Source organism: Allokutzneria oryzae, from assembly GCF_042429765.1.
Lineage (GTDB): Bacteria > Actinomycetota > Actinomycetes > Mycobacteriales > Pseudonocardiaceae > Allokutzneria > Allokutzneria oryzae.
Genome location: NZ_JBHLZU010000002.1, coordinates 60,744 through 85,472, shown reverse-complemented (window position 1 = coordinate 85,472; position 24,729 = coordinate 60,744). Strand labels below are relative to the sequence as shown.

Below are 24,729 nucleotides of genomic sequence, written 5' to 3'. Positions count from 1 at the left end.
TGCCTCAGAGCCGGACGGGCAGGGACAACGGAGTCCGGAAAAGGTGGTCGGGGTCGTACTGGAGACCGTCCACGGGAATCCCCAGCCGCATGTCCGGGAAACGCTTGCGCAGCACGGTGAGCGCCGCACCGATCTCAAGCCGGGAAACCTCGCGCCCCATGCACAGGTGCGGTCCGGCGCCGAAGGTCAGCCCCTTCGGCTCTTTCCGCTCCTGCCGGTCGAGCCGAACCCGGTGCGGTTCGAGGAAATGCTCGGGATCACGGTTGGCGGCGCCCATCATCAGCAGGATCTGGCCACCGGCGGGAATGGTGGAGCCGCCCGCGTCGACGACGTGCCGCGCCTTCCGCTTCCACCCGATGAGGCCGGTCTCCAGACGCATGAGCTCGTTGGTCAGCACCGGCGCGACAGCCTCGTCCAGCAAGGCGTCCCAGTGTTCCCGCCCGCTGTCGGAGAGCAGGTGGTGCAGTGCGTTGAGCAGGGTCCCGTAGGTCGTCGAGTAACCGGCCGCCATGATGTTCATCAGCGTCGCCGCGGCCCGTTTCACCGGAAGCCCCTGGCGCAGCAGATGACTCGCGAGATCGTCCGCCGGCGCTTTCGCACGCTCGTTGACCAGCCGACGGCACGCTCGCGACAGGTCGCTGAGGCCGCGCACGCCCTGCACCTGTCCGGGGCGGTCGAGCACACGGCCGAGCAACGAGGTCTGCGCGTCGCTCCACGAGCGCACCTGTAGCTCGTCGTCCTTGGCGAAGCCAACGATCTCGCTGATGATCCCCGCGGACAACGGTCGCGCGAAAACCGCGGCGAAGTCCACGACCCCGCCCGCGGCGCAAGACCGTTCGACGTCGTCGGCGACGGCGGCGACCCGGCGGCGGACCAGGTCACCGAAGGTCTCCTCGGTGGTGGCGGGGCTCAGGGAAAGGCCGCCGGGATGCGCGAAGACCGCGCGCCGGACCTCCTCGTGCGGAGCGCCGTCGGAGTTCGCCGTGGCTTTGGGGACACCCACGAGATGAACGAGGCTGGACCAGGTTCCCGGATTGGCCGCGAACCTGCTCATCGGGGTGAGCGGGTCAAGGGTGTTCCCGTTGGAGACGGCCGGATCGGCACCCTTGATGATTTTCTCGACGAGCTCGTAGCGCCACACCGGAAACACACCGGACGCGGTGTCGGGAAAAGAGCCGAGCCCGGAGGCGTGCAACCGGTCGTAAAAGGCGGCGAGCGGCCCGGGAGCGTGAGCTGCGGGGTCAGTGAACGGCAGTCGCCAGGAAGTCATGAGGTCCCCAGGGTCCGGTGGCGAAATCCGAGGGACCCTAACACCGGGAACAGCAACACCGCTCATTTCGGACGGACGCGAACAGCCTCGCGCTATGACGTCAGCGAAAGCACCGGAACACGGAACGCGGCCAGACGCACCCCCAGGGCGTCTGGCCGCGTCACGGCAAGAGAGAAAGCAAGCCGGAGAAGAAAGTTGTCGAGGGCGGCCCACGCCTGTACTTCCCCCCTGGCGCGGGCCACCCCCGTTTCCCTCACTCATCTCGGTATCCAGCACCGGCTCATGGCTGCCGGCACTCGTCCCCGGATTCGACACCGCCCGCACACGGGCCGTCGGTACGCGCGGTGTCCACGGGCCAACCAGGCTGGGGGACCTGGAGAGCCCGGTGAGGGAGTCCTCGGAGGGGTTCTTGGATGGCCCGCACCGTCTCCCCCCGGTCGGGTGCGGGCCATCCGGTTCCCCCTCGCACTGAATACTGGCAGGCGATCCTGTCGTATCGCTGACGCCGGACTGACACCGCCGACACTCTCCGTTGGCTAGCCTTCGAGACACTAAAAGACCAGGTCAGGAGATGTCGATGAGTTCCGGAGCCACTTTCCGGATCCTCGGCCCGCTGGAGATCGTCCGTGCGGGCTCACCGGTCGCGCTGCGCGCGGCCAAGCAGCGCACCCTGCTGGCGGCCCTGCTGATGCGGGTCAACGTGGTCGTCCCGGTCAGCACCCTGGTGGACTGGCTCTGGGAGGACGCCCCGCCTGCCGGGGCCAAGGGCGCGATCCAGGCGTACGTTATGCGGCTGCGGCAGGCGATCGGCGACCCGGACGCGACGCTGATCAGGACCCGGCCGGACGGCTACCTGCTGGAGACCGACCCCGAGGACATCGACCTGCACCACTTCCGCGCGCTGGTGGCGCGGTCCCAGACGACGCGCGACCTCGGCGAACGAGCCGAGATCCTGCGCAAGGCCGTCCAGCTGTGGCGCGGCCCGCTCCTGGTCGACGTGGGCGGCGCCGCCCTGCGCGACCGAGCGCCGGAGGTGCCGATCTACGTGGAGGAACGGTTGCAGGCGCTGGAACAGCGCTTCGACACCGAGCTCCAGCTCGGCTGGCACCGGGAGCTGGTCGAGGAGCTGCGCGCGGTGACGGCGGAGCACCCGTTGCGCGAACGATTCTGGGGCCAGCTGATGGTGGCGCTGTACCGCTCACACCGCCGACAGGATGCGATCGCGGCATACGCCGAGGTCACCAGGCTGCTCGCCGACGATCTGGGCATCGACACCGGCGCGGAGCTCCGCGCGGTGCACGAGGGCATCCGCACCGGCGCGCTGCCGATGAACCCACAGCCACCCCACCCACCGGTCATCGTGCCCGCCCAGTTGCCAGCAGACCCCGGTGATCTGCCCGGCCGGGCCGCGCTGGTGGACGAGATCACCGAGCTGCTGGTCAACCCGGACGACCGGCCGACGGTGCCGCTGGTGGTGCTGACCAGCGCTCCCGGCAACGACCGGACGGAGCTCTCGGCCAGGATCGGGCACCGGGCGAGCCCGGCGTTCCCCGGAGGCCAACTGCACGCCGAGCTCGACGGGGACACGGCCACCGTGCTCGTCGGTTTCCTCCTGGCGCTCGGTGTCCGCGAGGACCAGGTTCCTCCGGAAGCCGAGGAGCGCACGGCGCTCTACCGGTCGCTGCTGGCCAAACGCCGCGTGCTGGTGGTGCTGGAGGGAGCGGCGAGCCCCGACCAGGTGCGCACTCTGCTTCCGGGTGACTCGGGCTGCGCCGTGCTGGTGACCAGCGAGAACGACCTTCGCGGCCTGGCGGCGTTGCAGGGTGCCCGGCAGTTCAGGGTGGACGCCCCGACGTGAGCAGGGACCTGCGGTTCGGCGTCCTCGGCGGGCTCATGGTGTCTCGCCGAGGCAGCGAACAGCCCATCAGCGCGGCCAAGCACCGGGTGCTGCTGGCGTGCCTGCTCACCTCTCCCGGCGCTGGAGTGCCGGTGCGCCGGTTGGTCACCTGTCTCTGGGGAGAAGCGCCGCCGGACAACGCGCGAGCGGTGGTGCACACGTATGTGAGCAGGTTGCGGGCGCTGCTCGGCTCCCCGTCGGTGATCGAGACCCTGCCGGAGGGGTACCAGGTCCGGGTCCAGGAGCACCAGCTCGACCTGCTCCGGTTCCGCGCCCTGGTCCGGCGCGCCGCCGGGGAGGAGGACGTCGGGGCGAAGCTCGACCTGCTGGACAAGGCCCTGGCCGAGTGGCGCGGCCTTCCACTGTCCGATGTGGACTCGGTGGCGCTGCACCAGGCCGAGGTCGTGCGGCTGAACGCGGAGTGGAGGGCGGCGGCGGACCGCAGGGCCGAGCTCATGCTCCGCTGCGGACGGCACGTGGAAGTGTTGCCCCAGCTGCAGTACCTCACATCGGAGCAGCCGCTGGACGAGCGACTGCGGGGCCAGTTGATGCTGGCGCTCTACCAGTGCGGCAACCAGGCCGCGGCGCTGGAGACCTACCAGCAGCCTTGGTCAGGAACCAGGTCCGGGACTGAGGAGGCTGTACAAGGCGATCCTGCGTGGCGAACACGCCCTGCTCGTCCCGACCGCCCCGGAACGAACCACCTGGTGGCCGATCTGCCAGCTCCCCGCGGACATCGGCGAACTCGTCGGGCGCACGTCTGAGCTAAGAACGATCACCGCACACCTCGCGGCCAGGGACGCGGTCGTCCTGGTCTCCGGCCCGCCGGGAGTCGGCAAGACCGCCCTCGCGGTGCACGCGGCGCACCGCCTCGAAGAGACGTTCACCGATGGGCAGCTCTACGCGGATCTCCACGGCCACGCACAACAATTAGCGGTCCCGCCGACCCAGGTGCTCTCCGGGTTCCTGCGTGCGCTCGGGGTCGCGCCGGAGGACCTGCCCTCCGACGAGGCGGGGCTCTCCGCGCGGTACCGATCCCTGGTCGCGGGACGCCGCGTGCTGATAGTGCTGGACAACGCGGCGAACAGCGACCAGGTCCGCCCGCTGCTGCCGACTTCCGCGCGCTGCGCCGTCGTGGTGACCAGCCGCAACGAACTTCGCGGCTTGGCGGCGTCGCACAGCTCGCACCGCCTGCGGATGGACGTGCTCAGCCAGGACTCCGCGCTGACACTGATGACGTCACTGCTCGAACGGCCCGAACGAACCGAGGCGATGACCACGCTCGTCGAGCTGTGCGGTGGACTTCCCCTGGCGGTGCGCATCGCGGCAACGAACATCGCCTGCGGCAACGACACCGTTGAGTCCTATGTGGACAAACTGCGCACGGTGGACTGGCTGTCGGAGCTGGCGATCGACGGCGACGGCGAGGCGGCGCTGCGCACGGTGTTCGACCTGTCTTACAACGCGCTGACCCCCGAAGCCCAGCACGTGTTCACCGCCCTTGCGCGAGCCGAGGCCACCGACTTCTGCGCACAAGAAGCCGCCAACCTGACCGGAGTTCCCATCGCTTCGGTCATCTCCGCGTTGGACCGGCTCGCCGACGCGAACCTGATCCAGAACTCCGCGCCGGACAGCTTCCACTTCCCCACGCTGCTGCGGCGGTATGCGGCGGACAGGCTCGTCGCGGAGCACGGTGGGCGGGGTTGATCAGCCGAAGGTCTTGCGGAGGAACTGGCCCCAGCCCTTGACGATCTCGGCGCGGTCGGCGCCGAGGACGTCGCGCAGGACCCCGTCGACCACCGCGTCCGGGACCTTGCCCACGCCCGCGAGGCGGCGGTACAGCTCGACGACCTTGGCTTCGCCGTAGCGCTGCGACAGGTAGAGCATCGTCGTCCAGGCCGTCTGGTACGCCATGTCCAGGCGGCTGCCGCCCGCGCGGAAGTCGGCGTCCACTGGCAGGTCCGACGGTGGGCCTGCGACGCGGAGCTGCTTGGTCAGGTCGGGCGCGGCCTCGCGCGGTGAGATGCCGCTGTCGCGGTAGCCGACGTAGTCGGCGAAGCCCTCCAGCAGCCACATCGGCGCACCGTCCACGGTGTCCGACCGGGCCGCGATGTGAGTGATCTCGTGGCGGAGGACCACGCGCAGTGCGCTGGCGGACAGGCGGGAGGCCGTGCGGGGGTTGAAGACCACGCGGGCGCCTTCGACGATGTCGCTGTCGTGGTCCACCCGGTCGGCGACCGCGACCGCGGCGATGGCGTCGACGGCGAACTCCGTGCCGACCATCGCCTGGAGCTCCGCTGTGGTCTCCGGCAGCATCACCGCGACGCGTTGGGTCCACTGCTGGCCCCACACCTCGGAGACCGCGCGGATCGCCGCGTCGAGCTCGTCCGCGACGCGGTTCGCGAGTTGCTGGTTGCCGCCGTGGCTGAGGATCATCCCGAACTCGGTGTTCAGCACGCGGCAGTGGCCGAAGTCCCACGGTCCGCGCCAGGTCTTGCGGCCGCGGTCGGCGAGGGCGGTGTCGGAGGCGAGGTACCAGTCGTTGCCGCGCCTGGCGAAGAGGTAGCCCATCGGGCGGCTCGTCGCGGCGCGGTCGACGCCCTCGAAGGCGTAGCTGAGCTCGACGCGGGGCGCCCACAGCTCGTCCGGCGGGCGCGGGCCGAAGAGCGAGTCGAGCTCCGGCAGCGAGTCGGTGGAGTCGATCCGGTAGCGCCACTCGCGCAGCGGCACGCCGCCGAGGTTGGCGAACATCGCCTGCTGGGTGGCGAGGAACTTGGGGTCGCCGAGCGGGTCGAGGGTGTCCATGAACGCGTTGAGGTCGCGGTTCTGCACGGCCTCGGCGCGGCGGCGGAGCAGGCCGGTGACCGAGGAGATGCGGCTGCGGCCCAGCTCCACCGACGGTTCGACCGCCGTGTCCGGCGGGGCCGGGCGGCCCTTGGGGTCCAGTGACGGGGCCGGTTCCACGGACACGACGGGGTCGGCCGACGGCATGGAGACCACCGTCAGCCCTGCTAGGAGAACGGCGGCGACTGCCGCGACCAACCAGTTCCGGTACCGGCCGTGCCTGAACACACGGGAATGGTAGGGCCAGCAATGCTTCGAGGCCGGTAGCCCACTAGGGGGACCGGCCTCGAAGTGTGATCACTGAGCGGAAGATCAGCCCATCCGGCGAACGCCGGAGAGACCGCTCTGCACCTTGTCGAACTTCAGCGGCTGGCCGCTGGTCGAGGCGTGGAACTGCATGCCGTTGCCCGCGTAGATGGCGACGTGGTGCACCTTCTGCCCGAAGAAGAGCAGGTCACCCGGCCGCCACGCGTCCCGGTTGTTCATCGGGACGACGGCGCCGACCTTGGACTGCGCGGCGCTGGAACGGGGGAGCTTGACGCCCACCTTGCCGAAGGCCCAGGAGGTCAGGCCGGAGCAGTCGTAGGAGTCCGGGCCCTCGGCGCCCCACACGTAGGGCTTGCCCTTCTGGGTCACGGCGATCTTCAGGGCCGCCGCGCCGATCCCGCCGTCCGGCAGGTTCGACAGGTCGACGTCCAGCCCCTGGTCCGCGAGCTTCTTCTTCTCCGCGGAGCTGAGCCGGTCGAGCTGCTGCTTGGCCTTCTCCTGCTTCTGGGCCGCTTCCTTCTTGCGGTTCTCCAGATCAGTCTTGATCTTCGCGGAGGCCTCGGCCGCCTGGGCGGCCCTGGCCTTGGCCTCGTCGGCAAGGCGAGCGGCGGTCTTGGCCTGCTCGATGGTGGCGTTGAGCTTGTCCATCGAGTCCTTGCTCTCACTGGTGATCAGGTCGACCACGGAGAGCTTGTCGAGGAACTCGTTGGGGGACTTGCTCAACAGCAGGGCACTGATGTGGTTGATGCGGGTGCCCTGGAAGGAGGAGCTGGCCAGCTGGTCGACCTGGCCGCGGAGCTCGCCTTCCTGCTTTCTGGCGAGGTCACCTGCGGCGTTGGCCTTGACGAGCTCCTCGTTGGCCTTGTTGACCTCGGCCTCCTTGGCCTTGAGGTCGTCGTTGGCCTTGTGCAGCTCCTCGGTGAGCTTCTCGGCCTCGTCGCTGAGGGCCTTGAGCTGCTTGAGGGCCTCGGAGGCATTGGCGGGGGTGTCCGGGTCTGCGAGTGCCGGAGTCGCCGGAACCATACTCACGGCCACGGCAACAGCGCTGGCGGTCAGTGCCCCACGCATCGTGCGCTTCAGTCGGTTCGACGCCACGTCGACGCATTGCTCCTTCGTGCTTCGACCGCCTACCGGGTTAGCTGACGGGTTCGGGCCCGAAGCTGCCCTACCGGCGCTGGGCCGGACTCACCCCAACTCACTGGGTCCCCGGTTCGGCACCCCGACTGGCCGATTCGGCGGTGATGACGCGGAGCCGTCCGCTGTGGACGGCTGCTGGCCGCGAAATCTCGGCTAGGTTACGAAACGTGAGACCTGGCGTCCACAGGCCCCCAAGAGAAAGTCGTGAAAATGCGCACAAGGCATCGTTCGGCGTAACGAACGCTGCGCCTTGTGACCGGTTGCTCTGATCAGCCGACCCGCAGGCGCTCCCGTTCAGCGTCATCTCCCGACCGTTCGGCTTCGACGTGGATCCGCCCCTTGACCGGCACCAGCCGCAGCCTCGGCAGCGCGGCGGCCTCGGCCAGCGCGTCCACCGCGACGGACACCGCCACCTGCGGTTCCGTCAGTCCCGGCCGCGGCGGCACCTCCGGCGGAACACCGATCAGCACCGCGATGACGCAGTCGTGGCAGGCATCGCCCCGCAGCTCGCAGCCGTCGCAGTCGACGATCACGCCGTCCACCTCCGTTCGATCATATGTTCGAACGAAGAGCTTAGGGGGCGGCTCCGGCAAAGTCGAAAGAGACCTGCGTCTCACACCCGTCCGAGGCGCGCGATCAACACCGCCGAGGGAACGGGATGGGCCCCGCGGCGACGCACCGAGTCCGCGACCGCCCGGTCGGAGGTGGCCACGACCACCGGCCTTCCCTCGGGCTCCGCCGTGACCAACGCGCGGATCACGTCGTCGGCGAGCACCCCGGGATCGCTGAACAGGACGCGGACCCCCCTCGGCGGCGCCTGCGGCACCGCGACGACGCCCGCGCCGTCGAAGACGACCGTGACCTCGGCCCCGGTCCGCGCCGCGAGGGCGGCGAGCTGCTGGTTCAGCCGCTCGCGCTGGTCGGAGAGGGTCAGGTCGGGATAGCCCGTCTTGGTGACGTTGTAGCCGTCCACCACCAGGTGCACGCTGGGCAACGCCAGCAGCCGGTCCAGCGCGGCCGGGTCCTCGACGCGGCCCACCGTGCCCTGAGCAGTCGTCGCGCCGCGCACCATGTCGGCGGGGCGCGGCCCGCTGCCGCCGAGCGCGAGCTCACGGCGCAGCCCGGTCACGGCGCCCGAGAGGGTCTCGACCAGCAGCTCCAACCGGACCTCGTCGGCCTGGCGGGCCTCCCGGGCGGACTGGCGGGCGATCTCCGCGTCCTCCTTGGCCCTCGCCGCGCGGTTGCGCTCCAGCTCCGCGCGCTCGCGCTCGCGGTCCCTCGCGGCCCGCAGCGCCTTCGTCTCCTCGGCGAACTCGGCCCTGCTGCGTTCGAGCTCCTCGGCGGCGGCCGCCGCCTCGTCCCGGGCCTGCTTGAGCCGAACGCCCTGCTCGCGGAGTCGCTTGCGCAGCTTCTCCAGCTCCGCCTCGCGGTCGGTGTTCACCCGCTCCACCGCGCCCTTGGCCACGTCGAGCTCGGCTTGCAGCCGTTCGGTCTCCGCAACGAGCTTGTCGGCCTTCGTGATCGCCGTGTCGCGCTCGGCACGCAGGTGGGCGTCCTCGGTGCGCCGCGCGACCAGCTCGATGTAGAGCTGGGTCGTCTCGGCGCCGGTCAGCACCGCCGCCGCGCCCGACGCCACGGCGTCGGAGGGGGTGAGCTCCAGCACCGAGGGCCGGTGCTCGCGGCACCACTCGACGACCGCGGTGCGGAAGCCCTGGTGGTCGCGGAGCGCGGCCAGCAGCGGCCCCGCACCGAGGCGGGCGCGCTTGGCCGGGGCGAACTTGGCGACCGCGCGCAGCGTCTGCGGGACGTCGATCCTGGGCAGCGTGCCGAGCGCCTCCGCGGCGAGCTCGGCGAGGCGGGCGCGGATCGGGTCGGGAATCCCGCCCCAGTCCGAGATTTCGTCGGAGCCAGCCACATCGCCCATGCTCGACCCCGCGAGCGGGTCTTCGCCCGCGACGGCCGGCTGACCGTCCATCGTGGACCGCCGGTCGCCCGGATCAGGCTGTTCGCCACCGGATGGCTGTTCGTGGGCTGACACCGCCCCAGGCTACGGCCTGGCCCGCCGAGGACACAGCTGGCTTGGTCGCGGGCGAGCCTGTCAGACCCCTGGCCTAGCGTCATCACCGATGACGATCACGGCAGCCGGTGGCGCCGCGCGCGAGCCCGAGGACGCCCAGCTCTCCTTCGACGAGCTGGGCACCCCGTTGCGCGAGACCACTTTCGTCGTGGTGGACCTGGAGACCACGGGCGGCAGCGCGGCCGAGGACGCGGTCACCGAGATCGGCGCGGTGAAGGTCCGCGGCGGCGAGGTGATCGGCGAGTTCGGCACATTGGTCGACCCCGAACGTGGGATTCCGCCGAACATTGTCTCCCTGACCGGAATCACCCAGGCGATGGTCACCGGCGCGCCCACGATGGCGAGCGTGCTGCCCGCCTTCCTGGAGTTCGTCGGCCAGGCGGTGCTGGTCGCGCACAACGCCGCGTTCGACATCGGGTTCCTGCGCGCGGCGGCGGAACGACATGGCCACACCTGGCCACGCCGCACCACGTTGTGCACGGTCCGGCTGGCGCGGCGGGTGCTGACCAGGGAGGAGGCGCCGAGCTGCCGGTTGTCCGCGCTGGCCGACCTGTTCGGCGCGACGACCACGCCGACCCACCGGGCCCTCGACGACGCCCGCGCCACGGTGGACGTGCTGCACGGGCTGCTGGAACGGGTCGGCGGGCTCGGCGTGCACACGCTGGAGGAGCTGATCGGCTACCTGCCGGAGGTCACTCCGGCGCAGCGCCGCAAACGGGAGCTGGCAAGGGACCTGCCGCACGCGCCCGGTGTCTACCTGTTCCGCGGCCCGCGCGAGGAGGTGCTCTACGTCGGCACGGCGAGCGATCTCCGGCGCCGGGTGCGGCAGTACTTCACGGCGAGTGAAGGACGTCGCCGGGTGCGCGAGATGGTCGGCATCGCCGAGCGGGTGGACGTCGTGGTCTGCTCGCACTCGCTGGAGGCGGAGGTGCGCGAGCTGCGGCTGCTCGCGGCGCACCGCCCTCGGTACAACCGCCGGTCCACCAACCCGCACCGGCGCTGGTGGGTGGTGCTGACCGAGGAGGCCTTCCCACGCCTGTCGGTCGTGTCGAGCCCGAGAGCGGGCGCTTTCGGACCGTTCTCCTCCCACGGCGCGGCGACGGAAGCCGTGGAGGCGCTCCAAGACGCGCTCCCCGTTCGCCGCTGCACGCAACGGATTCCGGCTCGCGCACCGAAAGGCGCACCGTGCGCGCTGGCCGACCTGGGGCGCTGTCAGGCCCCGTGTGCGGGCAGGCAGACCGTCGAGGACTACGCACCCGCGGTGCACGAGGTGCGGCGGTTGTTCACCGGCGAGTCGGTGGACGCGCTGGCGGTGCTCGCCGAACAGTTGGAGCGGCTGGCCGTCGCGGAGCGCTTCGAGAAGGCGAGCGCGGAGCGGGACCGGCTGATCGCGTTGGTCCGCGCGCTGGACCGAGGTCAGCGGCTGGCGACGCTGGCCGCGCTCGCCGAACTGGTGGCGGCCCGACCGGACGGCGCGGGCGGCTGGGACTTCGCGGTGATCAGGCACGGCAGGCTGGCCTCGGCGGGCACGGCGCGGCGCGGAGTGCGGCCGATGCCGGTGGTGGACGCGCTGATCGCCTCGGCGGAGACGGTCCTGCCGGACGACGGCCCACTGCGCGGAGCCCCGGCCGACGAGGTCTCGGTCGTGCTGCGCTGGCTGGAGCGCCCGGGAACGCGCCTGGTGCACTGCGACGTGCCCTGGGCGGAACCAGCCCGCGCCGCAGCGTCCTGGCGCCCCTGGGTTGCCCGCGCCGAAGCCGGCCGCGAAGCCCACCGCCTCCCCGACTGACCCGGCTGGGTGGCTGGGCGGCTGAGCGTCACCGTTCCCTGCCCACGACCAGCACTGGACGGAACGTGGTGCGGTGAAAGGAAATCCGCCCACAGCGGCCCACAGCTTGCGCCCACCCGCCCGGTCACCGCACCCTTGAATCGGGGGGTCCCCCACGCGGGCGAAAGCCACCCTCGCCCGCCGACCACGCCGGCACCCCTCGTCGAGGACCCCTCCTGCGGCATGGCCACCCCTGCGGACGATCTCGCCCATCGGGACAGGCGCCGGGGTCTCCGCGGCTCCGAGAATCACGCCCACCAAGACCTGCGCAGCGGAACCTCCGCGCCCCGAGAATCGCGAGCCACCGGGGGCGTGCACGACTGGACCATGTCCTGCGGGACGGCCTCTGACCAGGGCACGGTCATCTCACCGCTTGGGTGACTCACAGGAGCCGCGCTCGCGCGGCCACGCGAACGTCCACAGTGGACTAACTGGCAGGACGACCCACCCGCACGAGGTCTACAGGGCGCGGAGGCGGGCCAGGGCTCGGCGGACCTCGTCGCGGTTCTTGGCGGACTTGACCCAGGCGGGGAGCTTGGCCGTCATGGTCATGCGGCGGTGCCAGGCGTTCGGGGCGTCCGGCCTCCGGGAACGTTCACGGAGGGACGCCGCAACACAGGACTCCAGGTAGTCCACGTGCGCGTGGTTGAAGGCCCACAGGACCTCACCGCGGCACGGGACCTGGAGGAACAGGCGCAGGCCGAGGTCGAACGGGTCGCACAGGTCGGGGCGGCCCTGGTTGCCCGGGTAGGCGACCACGTGCGAGGTGAGGTCCTCGGCGTGGCCGCAGGCCGGGCACACCAGGCGACGCCGCCACCGGCTGTCCGCCGTGGACGTACCCGGTGGCGGGACCAGCACCGCCCTGCCCCGGCAGCGCGGGCAGTGGACCAGGACCTCGTCGGTGAACTCCCACGCCGTGACCTGCCGGTCCCGGAAGCGGGAGGACACCTCAGTCGTCCAGGCCGATGGAGAACGCCGCCTCCGTGTCCCGCTTGGAGTAGGAGCGGAAGGCGATGTGGGTGTCGGTGTTGAGCACCCCGTCCACCTTGCCGATGCGGCCGGGCACCATGTCGGCGAGGTCCTCGTGCGTTGGCACCTTGACCAGGGCGATCAGGTCCACGTCACCCGCGCAGGAGTAGACCTCGGTGACGCCGTTGATGTCGGCGATCTCCTGGGCGATCTCCGGGATGGCGCCGGCCTCGGCCTGGATCAGGACGATGGCGTTGATCACGGGTGTGCTCCTCGGCAACTCGGTGGTCTAGCGGACGAGTTCAGCGCGCAGTTCGGTCGAGCGCCGCGCCCAGGACTCCAGCAGCCGCGCCGCCGCACCGGAGTCCACCGCCTCGGCGACCCGGTCCATCGCGGCCCGCAGGTCCGCGACGAGGTTGTCGGAGGTGCCGGAGTACGCGGCCACCGCGCCCGCGGCGTTGAGCAGCACGGCATCGCGCACCGCGCCGCGCTCGCCACTGAGCAGCTTGTGCACCGCGAGCGCGTTCACCGAGGCGTCGCCGCCGAGCAGGTCGGCGGGATCACACGTCGGCACGCCGAGCTCGGCCGGGTCCAGCGTCTCCCCGCGCACCTGGCCGTCGGTGACCACCCACACCGAGCTGGTCGTGGTCGTGGTCAGCTCGTCGAGCCCGTCGTCGCCGCGGACCACGAGCACGCTGTGCCCGCGCTCGGCGAAGACCTCCGCCATCAGCGGCGCGATCCTCGCGTCGGCGCAGCCGATCAGGCCCGCCGACGGCTGGGCCGGGTTGCTCAGCGGGCCGAGCAGGTTGAAGACCGTGGGGATGCGGATCTCGCTGCGCATCTGGCCGGTGTGGCGCATCGCCGGGTGGAACACCGGCGCGAAGCAGAAGCCGATGCCCAGCTCGGCGACGGTGCGCTCCACCCCGGCCGGGGGCAGGTCGATCGCGACGCCGAGCGCTTCGAGCACGTCGGCCGTTCCGCACTGCGAGGACGCCGCGCGGTTGCCGTGCTTGACCACCGGTACCCCGGCCGCCGCCGTGACGATCGAGGCCATCGTGGAGATGTTGACCGTGCCGGAGCGGTCGCCGCCGGTGCCGACGATGTCCACCGCCCGGACGTCCACCCGCACCCGCCGGGCGTGGTCGAGCATCGCCTCGGCCATGCCCGCCACCTCCTCGGCGGTCTCGCCCTTGGCGCGCAGTGCCACCGCGAGCGCGGTCACCTGGGCGACCGTCGCGTTGCCGGACATCACCTGGTCCATGGCCCAGCGGGTCTCCTGCGCTGAGCAGTGCTGCCCGCCGACGAGCTTGCCCAGCAGCGCGGGCCACGTGCTCTCGGTGCCGGCCATCACCGCGCCGTCCTCAGCCGCGCACCGCGGGCAGCCGGTGGGAGCGCAGCACCTCGGCCACGGTCTCCGCCGACGCCAGCGGGTCGAGCGGGTGCACCAGCACCGCGTCCGCCTGGGACCAGGTGGCCAGCCAGCGGTCGTCCTTGCGGCGGACCGCGACGATCACCGGCGGGCAGGCGTCGATCTCGTTCTTGACCTGGCGGGAGAGCCCCATGCCGCCGGTGGGCTGGGCCTCGCCGTCCAGGATCGCCAGGTCGATCGCGCCCGAGTCCATCTCGGAGAGCACCTCGGCCACGGTCTCGGCCTCGATGTAGCGCACCCGCCCCAGGTCGGGGGCGGGCCTGCGGCCCACTGCGGTGATGATCGCCTCACGCACCTCGGCGCGGTGGCTGAACACCAGAACGGTCATGGCCTGCGTGCTCATCGGCGGGTGTCCTCCCGACATCACTGTCCCGGTCAACGTCTTGGGGGCCTCCCCCGGTGGAGTGACCGCGCTCGGAACGCGCCCGAGGCTGCGGTAGGAACGAACGGGAACGACCCGCTCCACCGAACCCGGGCCCGATGCTATAGCGCCTCCCCGACACCGCGGCAGCGCCTCCGCTCCGGACGCTCACGGCGCGTGTGGACGCTCTGACTCACCGTGTGTGCCCGGACACTGCGACGACTTGCCGTGGACCCGCCCCTGCAGGCGCAATCCCTGCAAGCCATAATGCGTCGCGTGACAACGGCAGCGCCCTCAATCGGCCAACGGGTGCACTCGCTGAACCGTCCCAACATGGTCAGCGTGGGCACCATCGTCTGGCTCTCCAGCGAACTCATGTTCTTCGCCGGTCTCTTCGCCATGTTCTTCACGGTGAAGGCCCAGAACGAGGGCGCGTGGCCTCCCGCGCCCACCGAACTCAACCTGCCCTACGCCCTGTTCTTCACCGTCATCCTGGTGGCGTCGTCCTTCACGTGTCAGTGGGGCGTCTTCAAGGCGGAGCAGGGCGACGTGTTCGGCCTGCGCCTCTGGTACACGATCACCCTGATCATGGGTGCGATCTTCGTGGGCGGCCAGGTCGGCGAGTACATCACGCTGGTCACCGAGCACCACACGTCCATCTCGTCCTCCGCCTACGGAACGGTGTTCTACCTGACCACCGGCTTCCACGGCCTTCACGTGATCGGCGGTCTGATCGCCTTCGGGTTCCTGATCGCCCGTACCAAGCTGAGCAAGTTCACCCCGGCGCAAGCGACGGCGGCCATCGTCGTGTCCTACTACTGGCACTTCGTCGACATCGTCTGGGTCGGCCTCTTCGCCTGTATCTACCTCATTCCCTGACGTGCGTACCCACCATCGGCGCGGTGCCACCAGTGGCACCGACACCCGGTACGCACTCAACGAGCCCCGAACTCGACAGCAAGGGTTGCCGCAGACATGACCACCAGGAAAGACGCCGCCTCCGCGGGAGCGGGAGGACGTGGCGCAGAACGGAACCGCCGGCCGCGCACCAAGCTGCGGCGTCGGCTCTCCGGTCTGCTGGCGCTGGGTGTCGCTCTCGTCGGAGCGGGCGCGCTGTACTCCGGCGCGGTGACCGAGCCGCACAAGGCGCAGGCCGCCGACGATCCCGCCCTGGTCCGCCAGGGTGAGCAGATCTACAACAACGCCTGCATCACCTGCCACGGCGCCAACCTGCAGGGTGTCGAGGACCGGGGTCCGAGCCTGATCGGCGTCGGCGAGGCGGCCGTGTACTTCCAGGTCTCCTCCGGCCGGATGCCGATGGTGCGCCAGGAGGCCCAGGCGCAGCGCAAGCCCGAGAAGTACACCCCGGAGCAGATCGACGCGCTCGGGGCGTTCATCCAGTCCACCGGTGGCGGTCCGCAGAGACCCCAGGAGTCCGGCGCCGCGCTGCGCGGTGAGAACCCGGCCCGCGGTGGCGAGCTGTTCCGGCTCAACTGCGCCTCGTGCCACAACTTCACCGGTCGTGGCGGCGCGCTGTCCTCGGGCAAGTTCGCCCCGCACCTGGACGGCGTGACCGAGGACCAGCTCTACACGGCGATGCTCACCGGTCCGCAGAACATGCCGAAGTTCTCCGACCGGCAGCTCTCGCCGGACGAGAAGAAGGACATCATCGCCTACGTCAAGTCGGTGACGGACGGCAACAACAACCCCGGCGGCAACTCTCTCGGCGGCCTCGGCCCCGGTACCGAGGGTCTGATCGCGTGGATCATCGGGCTCGCCGCGCTGATCGGCGTGACCGTGTGGATGGGAAGCAAGGCATGAGCGAGCAGCAGCGCACCCCGAGCGAGGCAGAACTCGCTGAGATGAGCAGGGACGAGCTCGTCGCCGCCGGTCTCGCGGCGGACCACGTCGTCATCGAGCGCCGGGTCGAGCGGTTCCCGGTGCCGGGCACCCGCGCCGAGAAGCGGGCGGTCCGGGGCGTTGCCTTCTGGTTCGCCCTGGCCATCGTCTCCGCGCTCGGCTTCATCGCCGTCTACTTCCTGTGGCCGCACGAGTACCGCACGCCGGACACCTCGGGCAGCTTCCTCTACGACCTGCACACCCCGATGCTGGGCGTGACCCTGGGTCTGAGCGTCTTCGCGCTGGGCATCGGCGTGATCGCCTACGCGAAGAAGCTGCTGCCCGACGAGACCGCCGTGCAGCAGCGGCACGGCGAGGGCTCCAGCGAGTTCGACCAGAAGACCACCGCGGCGATCCTGGCCGACGCGGGCGCGCACAGCGGCCTCGCCCGGCGCAAGCTGATCACCCGCACGGCGGGCGCGGCGGCCGGGGTGTTCGGCCTCGGCGTCGGCGTGTTCGCCCTCGGTGGCCTGGTGAAGAACCCGTGGGCCAAGGGCGACAAGTCCGACCTGCTGGTCACCGGCTGGAGCTCGGAGAACGGCGAGAAGGTCTTCCTGCGCCGCGACGTCGGCGACCCGCACAAGGTCGTGCTGGTGCGGCCGGAGGACCTGGACGCGGGCGGCTTCGAGACCGTCTTCCCGTTCAAGGAGTCCGAGCGCAACGACGAGCACGCGCTGATCAAGGGCGTCCGCCGCTCCGACAGCCCGGTCATGCTGATCCGCCTGCGCCCCGGCCAGAAGGTCGTCAAGCGCAAGGGCCAGGAGGACTTCAACTACGGCGACTACTACGCCTATTCCAAGATCTGCACCCACCTGGGCTGCCCGACCTCGCTGTTCGAGCAGCAGACCGGCCGGTTGCTCTGCCCGTGCCACCAGTCGCAGTTCGACGTCTTCACCTACGCCAAGCCGATCTTCGGCCCGGCGACCAGGTCGCTGCCGCAGCTGCCGATCACGGTTGACCCCGAGAGCGGTTACCTGATCGCGCGCGGCGACTTCATCGAGCCGATCGGCCCCGGTTACTGGGAGCGTAAGTCATGAGTTCCATCACCACGCCGACCAAGTCGGCAAGCGCCGCGAGCAAGGTGGTCGGCGGGGCTGCGAAGTGGGCCGACGACCGGTACCACCCCGCGTCCGGCCTGCGCCGCCAGATCAGCAAGGTCTTCCCGACCCACTGGTCGTTCATGCTCGGTGAGATCGCCCTCTACAGCTTCATCATCCTGCTGCTGTCGGGCACCTACCTCGCGTTGTTCTTCGACCCCTCGATGGAGGAGGTCCAGTACAACGGCTCGTTCACCAACCTCCAGGGCGTGTGGATGTCCCGCGCGTTCGAGAGCGCGCTGGACATCTCCTTCGAGGTCCGAGGCGGCCTGTTCGCCCGTCAGGTGCACCACTGGGCGGCGCTGCTGTTCATGGCCGCGATCGTGGCGCACATGCTCCGGGTGTTCTTCACCGGCGCGTTCCGCAAGCCGCGCGAGGTCAACTGGGTCATCGGCATCCTGCTGTTCGTGCTGGGCATGTTCGAGGGCTTCACCGGCTACTCGCTGCCCGACGACCTGCTCTCCGGCACCGGCCTGCGCATCGGCTCCGGCATCGTGCTCTCGATCCCGGTCCTGGGCACCTACATCCACTGGGCGCTCTTCGGCGGGGAGTACCCCGGCACCGAGATCATCCCGCGCCTCTACACGATCCACATCCTGCTGCTGCCGGGCATCATCCTCGGTCTGGTGGCCGCGCACCTCGCGCTGGTCTGGTACCAGAAGCACACCCAGTTCCCCGGTGTCGGGCGCACCGAGAACAACGTGGTCGGCGTGCGCATCCTGCCGCTGTTCGCGGCCAAGGCCGGTGGCTTCTTCGCCGTCACCACGGGCGTGATCGTGATCATGGCCGGTGTCTTCCAGATCAACCCGATCTGGAACTTCGGCCCGTACAACGCCGCGCAGGTCTCCGCGGGCTCGCAGCCCGACTGGTACATGGCGTGGACCGACGGCATGAGCCGCCTGTGGCCCGCGTGGGAGGTCTACCTCGGGGACTTCATGATCCCGGCGATCTTCTTCCCGCTGGTGCTCGGCATGGGCATCGTGTTCACCCTCGCGGGCGCCTACCCGTGGATCGAGGCCAAGCTCACCAAGGACAAGGCCCCGCACCACCTGCTGCAGCGCCCGCGCGACACCCCGGTACGCACCTCGCTGGGCATGATGGCGATCACGTTCTTCATGGTCATGGCGCTCTCGGGCTTCAACGACCTGATCGCGGACAACTTCAACATCTCGCTGAACGCGATGACGTGGGGCGGCCGCATCCTGACGCTGCTGGCGCCGCCGATCGCCTACTACGTCACCTACCGGATCTGCATCGGTATGCAGCGCTCGGACCGCGAGGTGCTGGAGCACGGTGTCGAGACCGGCATCATCAAGCGCCTGCCGCACGGTGAGTTCATCGAGATCCACCAGCCGCTGGGCCCGGTGGACGACCACGGCCACCCGATCCCGCTGGAGTACCAGGGCACGTCGGTGCCGAAGAAGATGAACAAGCTGGGCTTCGCGGGCCAGCCGGTCCCCGGCAGCCTGCTCCGCCCGGACCCCGCGGAGGAGACCGCCGCGCTGGAGCGGGCCCGCCGCACCGGCGAGGGCGACCTCACCCCGGGCGCCGAGCCGGAGCGCAAGGAGATCTCCGCGGGCAAGCCGCAGCAGCCCAAGGACTGACCCGTCACAACGAGGAAGGCCCCGCTCCGGCGGGGCCTTTTTCGTTGTCCTAGGCGCGGTTCGAGCGGCGCCGGGAAGCCGCGCCCACGGCGGTCAGCACGATGCCGAGCACGCCGACGGCGATGTGCGCCCAGGGCCCGTGACCACTCGCCCAGGCCATGAGGAGCCAGTCCTTGCCACCGAAGTGCTTGACGACGAGCGAGCCGAAGCCCTGGACGACGCAGATGATTCCGACGACTTCGAGCATGCTCCCCAGTGTCGGCCTGGGCCTGCCCGCTGACGTCGGTGGACCGACCGACCGCGGTGTCGGTCATCCGGTTGACCCGAACGCCTTCCGATAAGAGCTGGGGCTGGTCCCGCGCAGCCGGGCGAACTGGTGGCGCAGCGCGGCGGCTGAGCCGTAACCGCAGGCGAGGGCGATCTCGTCGACACCGAGCTCGGTGTCCTCCAGCAGCCTCTGGGCCCGGTCCAGCCGCCGCTGGGTCAGCCAGCGATGCGGCGTGGTGCCCGTCCCGGCGGCGAAGCGGCGCAGGAACGTGCGCTCCCCCAGCCCGGCGCGGCGAGCCAGCTCCGCGACGGTGAGCGGCTGGTCGAGCCTGCGCTCGATCCACTCCAGCAGCTCGGCGAGCACGTCGTCCTCGGCCACCGGGACCGGGGTCTCGACGAACTGCGCCTGCCCGCCCTCGCGGTGCGGCGGGGCGACCATCCGGCGGGCGAGCACCGTGGCGGCGCGCAACCCCCGCGTCCGCCGGACGATGTGCAGGCACAGGTCGACGGCCGCCACCGTGCCCGCGCTGGTGAAGACGCCGGAGTCCTCGACGTACAACGCGTTCGGATCGACCAGCGCACGCGGAAACCGGTGGCGGAACTCGGCTTCGTAGACCCAGTGCACGGCGCACGCCCGCCCGTCGAGCAGTCCGGCGTGGCCGAGCATGAACACCCCGGAGCAGAACGCCGCGACCAGCCCGCCACCCGCTACGGCGGTCGTGATCAGCTCGCTCACGGCGGGCGAGGGCGCCTGGGTCCGGTCGGCGCAGGTCGGCAGGATGATCAGGTCGGCGGCCGCGGCCACGTCGAGATCGGCCAGGTCGGTCAGCCCGAAGCCGGACCAGCCGCGCGCGGGCCTGCCGCCGGGCGAGCACACGGCGAACTCCCACCCCTCGATCCCGGACGCGGCCCGGTCGGTGCCGAAGACCTCGCACGCGACCCCCAGCTCGAACGGTGACACGACCCCGTCGACCACCACCGCGACCCGGTCCACCCGAAGCTCTGCCATGCCGGACAGGGTATGTCAGAAGCTTTGCGCCCGATGGCGTTTCCGCCACTCGTCGGTCGCCTTCCCGCGGCGCAGGATTCTGCCCATGACGACGACGGTTGCAGGTACGGACACGAAGCGGGCCACCCTGGAGTGGGCGGGCGCGATGGCACTCTCCGGCACGATCGGCGTGGCGGTCGTGGAGTCCGGGGCGGCGGCCCCTGCGGTGGCCTTCGCCCGCTGCCTCGTCGGCGGGCTGCTGCTCGCGCTGTGGTGCGCGTGGAAGGGCTGGTTCCGGTTGTCCGCGCGGGACCTCCGCCTCGCCGCGCTCGGCGGCGTGCTGCTGGTGGCGAACTGGGTGCTGCTGTTCGCCTCGTACTCCCACTCCTCGGTGTCGGTGGCCACGGTCGTCTACCACACGCAGCCGTTCCTGTTGCTGGCCTTGGCGGGCGTGGTCCTCGGTGAGCGGATCCGTGGGAGGGACCTCGGGCACGGCGCGATCGCGTTCGCGGGCGTGGTGTTGATCTCCCTCGGCGGTCAGGGCATGGACGGTCAGCCCGTCGACCTGGTCGGCATCGCGTTGGCGCTGGGAGCGGCGGCGCTCTACGCGGGAGCTTCCTTGGTGGCCAAGCAGCTCTCCCACGTGAAGCCCCACCTCGTGGCGGCGGTGCAGTGCGCGGTGGGCACCCTCGTGCTCGCCCCGGCCCTGCTGATCACGCCGCTGCCGCCGGTCGGCTCGGGCTGGTTGTGGCTGCTGGTGCTCGGCGCGGTGCACACGGCCCTGATGTACGTGCTGATGTACAGCAGCATCGGGGTGCTGCCCACGGCCACCGTCGCACTGCTGTCGTTCCTCTACCCCGCTGTGGCCCTCATCGTGGACGTCGCGGTCTACGGCCACCACGTCAGCCTGCTGGAGTCCCTGGGCATCCTCGCCATCGTCGCCGGCGCACTCGCCCACAAACTCCCCACCCGCCCCTGAACCGCGCTCCCTCCGGCCATTCGCGGGCTTATGGACGCTTTTGAGCGCGCTCAGGCGTCCATAAGCCCGCGAATGGCATAAAAAAGCGGGCGCAAGGGGGTGCCTTGCGCCCGCTTTGGGGAGAGATCAGTGGTGGTCGGGGCCCACGTGGTACTCGAAGAGCAGGCCGCCGACCGAGATCAGCACGATCACCACGCCGATCACGATCATCCACACGTTGAAGAACGCCAGTGCGACACCGGTGAAGGCCGCCGCCAGCGCCAGCCCGAACGGCCAGTAGCTGCCCGGGGAGAAGAAGCCCAGCTCACCAGCGCCGTCGCTGACCTCGGCGTCCACGTTGTCCTCGGGACGCTGCTCGATGCGCCGCGCGACGAAGCGCAGGTAGGTGCCGACGATCAGGGTCAGACCGCCGGTGAGGCTGATCGCCACGGTGCCGACCGGCTCGTGGGACAGCACGCCGTAGGCGATCGCGGCCACGAAACAGAACGCCGTGACCAGATCGAAGATCCGTGCCTCGGTCCTCATGGATTTGCCCTCGCTCTCGAATCCGGCTCGACCTGGCCGCTCAGCGGCCCATGCCGGACGCGGTGCCCGCAGTACGGTCGGTGGTGAACGGCTTGGTGGTGACCGCCTGGGGGGCGCACAGCTCGCCGCAGTTCATCTCGGCCAGCGCCTCGGCCGCGGTGTAGGGCTTGCCGGTCTTGGCGTTCTGCTTGACCCGCAGCGCCATGTACCGGTCGAACTGCTCCGAGGGCAGCGCCCTGACCTCGAAGTTCATCACCGCGTGGTAGGTGCCGCAGAGCTCGGCGCAGCGGCCGACGAAGGCGCCGGGGGCGTCGATGCGGTTCTGGAAGACGTTGTCCTGGTTGTTCTTCTCCGGGTACGGGAAGGTGTCCCGCTTGAAGAGGAACTCCGGGACCCAGAACGAGTGGATGACGTCCTTGGAGCGCAGCGTGTAGCGCACGTTCTTGCCGGTCGGCAGCACCAGCAGCGGGATCTCCGAGCTGGAGCCCACGGTGCTGACCTGCTGGCCGTCGGAGTTCTTGAACTTCGCGTCGGTGTAGGAGAACTCCCAGTTCCACTGGAAGGAGGTCACCGTGACGTTGACGTCGGCCGGCTCGTCCTTGGAGTTCACGAAGTTCTGGGTGACCGCGGTGAAGTAGAACAGCACCACCACGATGATCGTCGGGACGGTGATGTACACCATCTCCAGCGGCACGTTGTACTGCGTCTGCCGCGGGAACTCCTCGCTCTTCTTCCTGTGGAAGATCACCGACCACAGGATCAGGCCCCAGACGAGGACGCCCATGGCCAGGGCCGCGATCACCGACCAGGTCCAGAGCTGGCGCATCTGCTCGGCCTGCGGGGTGACGCCCTCGGGCCAGCCGAACCGCAGCACCTCCTCGGTCGAACAGCCGGTGGCGACGACGGCCACCATGCCGACCAGGGCGAGAACCTTGGTCAGGCGCGCTGCCCTGCCGGGGCGCTGGCGCGTCCCCGCGAGCAAGTGTCGCTCCTCCTTGCGGCCCACTGCCGACGCCTCCTCGCTGCGGTTGACGGCCCGCCAAGGGACGATGGTGATGACGCAGCTCACAGGCTGCGACCAGCACCGACGGCGGGCCGACGAAGTCATGCGGGAGCCTAGCTCAGCGGGTGGGCGCGCACCTGTCCGGGGTTGGGCGTGTCCGGAGTGGACGGCGGGGGCGGAATCTCTTGACAGACAGGGCTGTCAAGCCCCTCACCGACTTTCGGCATACTGGGCTCTTCGACCGATGACGACACCCCCGACGGCGACGCCCACTCGGACCCCCGACCGGGAGCCGCTGTTCGACACGAGAGGTGCGCGAGAAGCGTGTGCGGCCTGCTGGGACTTGTTTGCGCTCCCCACAACAACACCGCGTCGGCTGTCAACGCCGTCGCCAACGCCCTCCACTGCCAGCGGCACCGTGGTCCCGATGAGAGCGACACCTGGCACAACGAGTCGGTGGTGTTCGGCTTCAACCGGCTCTCGATCATCGACCTGGAGCGGTCGCACCAGCCGCTGCAGTACGCCAACGGGCGCTACACCATCGTCTTCAACGGCGAGATCTACAACTACCTGGAGCTGCGGGCGGAGCTGGTGGCGCAGTACGGCGCGCGCTTCGCCACCGACGGCGACACCGAGACGATCGTCGCGGCCTACCACCACATGGGCCCGTCGATGGTCTCGCGGCTGCGCGGCATGTTCGCGTTCATGATCTGGGACGCCGAGAAGCGGGTGATCTTCGGCGCGCGGGACCCGTTCGGCATCAAGCCGCTGTTCTACGCGCAGGGCCCCAACGGCGTCGCGTTCGCCAGCGAGAAGAAGAGCCTGCTCGACCTGGCGGGCGGCCTCGGCCTGCAGCCGCAGCTGGACCGGACCGCGCTGCAGCACTACCTGATCATGCAGTACGTGCCGGAGCCCGCCACGCTGCACACCAAGATCCGCCGCATCGAGTCCGGCACCTCCTTCACCGTGGCCCCGGGCGGCTCGGTGATCACCGAGCGGTACTTCAACCCGCAGTTCACCGCCCGCCCGCTGCACAACTCCTCCGAGGTCAGCCAGCTGCACCGGCAGATCGCCGACGTGCTGAGGGACTCCGTCGCCAAGCACATGCGCGCCGACGTGACCGTGGGCTCGTTCCTCTCCGGCGGCATCGACTCCACGGCCATCGCGGCGCTGGCCAAGGAGCACAACCCGGACCTGATCACCTTCACCACCGGCTTCGAGCGCTCCGGCTACTCCGAGGTGGACGTGGCCGCCGAGTCGGCGGCGGCGATCGGCGTCAAGCACGTGGTCCGCACCGTCTCCGCCGACGAGATGATGCAGGCCCTGCCGCTGATCACCTGGTACCTGGACGACCCGGTCGCCGACCCGGCGCTGGTGCCGCTGTGGTTCATCGCCCGCGAGGCGCGCCAGTACGTCAAGGTCGTGCTCTCCGGTGAAGGCGCCGACGAGCTCTTCGGCGGCTACACGATCTACCGCGAGCCGCTGTCGCTCGCGCCGTTCGAGAAGGTCCCCGGCGCGCTGCGCTCGGTGATGGGCAAGGTCTCCAAGCGCATCCCGGACGGCGTGCGCGGCAAGGACCTGCTCCGCAGGGGCGCGCTGTCGCTGGAGGAGCGCTACTACGGCAACGCGCGGATCTTCCGCGACGACCAGATCCAGGCCGTGCTCAAGGGCTACGACCCGAGCATCCGGCACACCGACGTCACCGCAAGGCCGTACCGCGAGTCGGCGGGCTGGGACCCGGTGACCCGGATGCAGCACGTGGACCTGTTCACCTGGCTGCGCGGCGACATCCTGGTCAAGGCCGACAAGATGACCATGGCGAACTCGCTGGAGCTGCGGGTGCCGTTCCTGGACCCGGAGGTCTTCCGGGTGGCGTCGACGGTCCCGCTCGAACAGAAGATCACCAAGGAGACCACGAAGTACGCGCTGCGCAAGGCGATGGAGCGGATCGTGCCCGCGCACGTGCTGCACCGCCGCAAGCTCGGCTTCCCGGTGCCGATCCGGCACTGGCTCAAGGACGAGATGCACGACTGGGCGCGCGAGATCGTGCAGGGCTCCGGAACCGACCACCTGATCGACAAGGCCGCGGTCATGCGGATCCTGGAGGAGCACCGCTCCGGCGTGCTCGACCACAGCCGCCGCATCTGGGCGCTGCTGGTCTTCATGATCTGGCACGGCATCTTCATCGAGCGTTCGATCCAGGTGCGGGTGCCCGAGCCGCACTACCCGGTCAAGCTCTGACCTGACGTCAAGAAGGGCCCCTTCCCGGCTGGGAAGGGGCCCTTTCT

At 70.2% G+C, this 24,729-nt stretch carries 23 protein-coding genes and 1 riboswitch; of the genes, 10 read left to right on the top strand and 13 right to left on the bottom strand.

Annotated features, from left to right (window positions below; genetic code table 11):
• Positions 1–4: 4 nt before the first annotated feature.
• Complete coding sequence (locus ACFFQA_RS00760) at positions 5–1,270, bottom strand: cytochrome P450 (RefSeq protein ID WP_377849541.1); 1,266 nt, start codon at positions 1,268–1,270, stop codon at positions 5–7.
• A gap of 577 nt (positions 1,271–1,847) precedes the next feature.
• Between ACFFQA_RS00760 and ACFFQA_RS00755 the strand changes: the two genes are divergently transcribed.
• From ACFFQA_RS00755 to ACFFQA_RS00745, 3 genes are read left to right on the top strand one after another with little or no spacing between them, the layout of a single operon-like run.
• Positions 1,848–3,128, top strand: coding sequence for an AfsR/SARP family transcriptional regulator (locus ACFFQA_RS00755; protein ID WP_377849540.1), 1,281 nt, complete (start codon positions 1,848–1,850; stop codon positions 3,126–3,128).
• Positions 3,125–3,931, top strand: a complete 807-nt coding sequence (locus ACFFQA_RS00750; RefSeq protein WP_377849539.1) for an AfsR/SARP family transcriptional regulator — start codon at positions 3,125–3,127, stop codon at positions 3,929–3,931. Before ACFFQA_RS00755 ends, ACFFQA_RS00750 begins: the two co-directional genes overlap by 4 nt.
• On the top strand, positions 3,819–4,874 hold the full coding sequence (locus ACFFQA_RS00745; protein ID WP_377850188.1) for an NB-ARC domain-containing protein: 1,056 nt from the start codon (positions 3,819–3,821) through the stop codon (positions 4,872–4,874). Before ACFFQA_RS00750 ends, ACFFQA_RS00745 begins: the two co-directional genes overlap by 113 nt.
• Here ACFFQA_RS00745 and ACFFQA_RS00740 read toward each other — a convergent pair whose 3' ends face one another.
• The 4 genes from ACFFQA_RS00740 to ACFFQA_RS00725 all read right to left on the bottom strand — a co-directional run bounded on the left by ACFFQA_RS00740 (position 4,875) and on the right by ACFFQA_RS00725 (position 9,390).
• Positions 4,875–6,239 carry a basic secretory protein-like protein gene (locus ACFFQA_RS00740; RefSeq protein WP_377849538.1) on the bottom strand — a complete coding sequence of 455 codons (1,365 nt, stop codon included), beginning with the start codon at positions 6,237–6,239 and terminating at the stop codon, positions 4,875–4,877.
• Positions 6,240–6,323: 84 nt separating this feature from the next.
• Positions 6,324–7,313 carry an NlpC/P60 family protein gene (locus tag ACFFQA_RS00735; protein ID WP_377849537.1) on the bottom strand — a complete coding sequence of 330 codons (990 nt, stop codon included), beginning with the start codon at positions 7,311–7,313 and terminating at the stop codon, positions 6,324–6,326.
• A 73-nt stretch (positions 7,314–7,386) separates the two neighbouring features.
• Positions 7,387–7,526, bottom strand: a riboswitch (cyclic di-AMP (ydaO/yuaA leader).
• Between the two features lie 158 nt (positions 7,527–7,684).
• Positions 7,685–7,948, bottom strand: coding sequence for a hypothetical protein (locus ACFFQA_RS00730; protein ID WP_377849536.1), 264 nt, complete (start codon positions 7,946–7,948; stop codon positions 7,685–7,687).
• An 80-nt stretch (positions 7,949–8,028) separates the two neighbouring features.
• On the bottom strand, positions 8,029–9,390 hold the full coding sequence (locus ACFFQA_RS00725) for an NYN domain-containing protein (RefSeq protein WP_377850187.1): 1,362 nt from the start codon (positions 9,388–9,390) through the stop codon (positions 8,029–8,031).
• Between the two features lie 151 nt (positions 9,391–9,541).
• Here ACFFQA_RS00725 and ACFFQA_RS00720 point away from each other — a divergent pair, with 151 nt between their 5' ends.
• The gene (locus ACFFQA_RS00720) at positions 9,542–11,281 is read left to right on the top strand and encodes a DEDD exonuclease domain-containing protein (protein ID WP_377849535.1); all 1,740 of its coding nucleotides are present in this window, start codon (positions 9,542–9,544) and stop codon (positions 11,279–11,281) included.
• Between the two features lie 498 nt (positions 11,282–11,779).
• On the opposite strand, the gene ACFFQA_RS00715 is transcribed toward ACFFQA_RS00720, so the two are convergent.
• From ACFFQA_RS00715 to ACFFQA_RS00700, 4 genes are read right to left on the bottom strand one after another with little or no spacing between them, the layout of a single operon-like run.
• The gene (locus ACFFQA_RS00715; RefSeq protein WP_377849534.1) at positions 11,780–12,268 is read right to left on the bottom strand and encodes a TFIIB-type zinc ribbon-containing protein; all 489 of its coding nucleotides are present in this window, start codon (positions 12,266–12,268) and stop codon (positions 11,780–11,782) included.
• A 1-nt stretch (position 12,269) separates the two neighbouring features.
• Positions 12,270–12,551, bottom strand: a complete 282-nt coding sequence (locus tag ACFFQA_RS00710; protein WP_377849533.1) for an Lrp/AsnC family transcriptional regulator — start codon at positions 12,549–12,551, stop codon at positions 12,270–12,272.
• A 27-nt stretch (positions 12,552–12,578) separates the two neighbouring features.
• Entirely contained in the window at positions 12,579–13,637 is a 1,059-nt protein-coding gene (gene trpD / locus ACFFQA_RS00705) for an anthranilate phosphoribosyltransferase (protein WP_377849532.1), read from the bottom strand.
• Positions 13,638–13,650: 13 nt separating this feature from the next.
• Positions 13,651–14,061 carry a hypothetical protein gene (locus ACFFQA_RS00700; RefSeq protein WP_377849530.1) on the bottom strand — a complete coding sequence of 137 codons (411 nt, stop codon included), beginning with the start codon at positions 14,059–14,061 and terminating at the stop codon, positions 13,651–13,653.
• 285 nt (positions 14,062–14,346) lie between these two features.
• Here ACFFQA_RS00700 and ctaE point away from each other — a divergent pair, with 285 nt between their 5' ends.
• From ctaE to qcrB, 4 genes are all read left to right on the top strand, one after another.
• Positions 14,347–14,958, top strand: coding sequence for an aa3-type cytochrome oxidase subunit III (ctaE, locus tag ACFFQA_RS00695; RefSeq protein ID WP_377850186.1), 612 nt, complete (start codon positions 14,347–14,349; stop codon positions 14,956–14,958).
• Between the two features lie 96 nt (positions 14,959–15,054).
• Positions 15,055–15,900 carry a cytochrome bc1 complex diheme cytochrome c subunit gene (gene qcrC, locus ACFFQA_RS00690; RefSeq protein ID WP_377849529.1) on the top strand — a complete coding sequence of 282 codons (846 nt, stop codon included), beginning with the start codon at positions 15,055–15,057 and terminating at the stop codon, positions 15,898–15,900.
• A complete protein-coding gene (gene qcrA, locus ACFFQA_RS00685) occupies positions 15,897–17,015 on the top strand; it encodes a cytochrome bc1 complex Rieske iron-sulfur subunit (RefSeq protein ID WP_377849528.1) in 1,119 nt (372 codons plus the stop codon). Before qcrC ends, qcrA begins: the two co-directional genes overlap by 4 nt.
• Positions 17,012–18,679, top strand: coding sequence for a cytochrome bc1 complex cytochrome b subunit (gene qcrB, locus ACFFQA_RS00680; RefSeq protein WP_377849527.1), 1,668 nt, complete (start codon positions 17,012–17,014; stop codon positions 18,677–18,679). Before qcrA ends, qcrB begins: the two co-directional genes overlap by 4 nt.
• Positions 18,680–18,728: 49 nt before the next feature.
• Here qcrB and ACFFQA_RS00675 read toward each other — a convergent pair whose 3' ends face one another.
• Complete coding sequence (locus ACFFQA_RS00675) at positions 18,729–18,926, bottom strand: hypothetical protein (protein ID WP_377849526.1); 198 nt, start codon at positions 18,924–18,926, stop codon at positions 18,729–18,731.
• Positions 18,927–18,989: 63 nt separating this feature from the next.
• Positions 18,990–19,955 (bottom strand): GlxA family transcriptional regulator, encoded by a 966-nt coding sequence (locus ACFFQA_RS00670; RefSeq protein ID WP_377849525.1) that lies wholly within the window; start codon positions 19,953–19,955, stop codon positions 18,990–18,992.
• A gap of 85 nt (positions 19,956–20,040) precedes the next feature.
• On the opposite strand from ACFFQA_RS00670, the gene ACFFQA_RS00665 reads away from it, so the two are divergent.
• Positions 20,041–20,913, top strand: a complete 873-nt coding sequence (locus tag ACFFQA_RS00665; protein WP_377849524.1) for a DMT family transporter — start codon at positions 20,041–20,043, stop codon at positions 20,911–20,913.
• 126 nt (positions 20,914–21,039) lie between these two features.
• Here the strand turns inward: ACFFQA_RS00665 and ACFFQA_RS00660 are convergent, their stop codons facing one another.
• Both ACFFQA_RS00660 and ctaC read right to left on the bottom strand, forming a co-directional pair.
• On the bottom strand, positions 21,040–21,438 hold the full coding sequence (locus ACFFQA_RS00660) for a cytochrome c oxidase subunit 4 (protein WP_377849523.1): 399 nt from the start codon (positions 21,436–21,438) through the stop codon (positions 21,040–21,042).
• Between the two features lie 40 nt (positions 21,439–21,478).
• The gene (gene ctaC, locus ACFFQA_RS00655; protein WP_446681664.1) at positions 21,479–22,420 is read right to left on the bottom strand and encodes an aa3-type cytochrome oxidase subunit II; all 942 of its coding nucleotides are present in this window, start codon (positions 22,418–22,420) and stop codon (positions 21,479–21,481) included.
• Positions 22,421–22,765: 345 nt separating this feature from the next.
• Here ctaC and asnB point away from each other — a divergent pair, with 345 nt between their 5' ends.
• Positions 22,766–24,682: an asparagine synthase (glutamine-hydrolyzing) gene (gene asnB, locus ACFFQA_RS00650; protein WP_377849522.1), complete on the top strand. Its 1,917-nt coding sequence runs from the start codon at positions 22,766–22,768 to the stop codon at positions 24,680–24,682.
• The last annotated feature ends 47 nt before the right edge of the window (positions 24,683–24,729 follow it).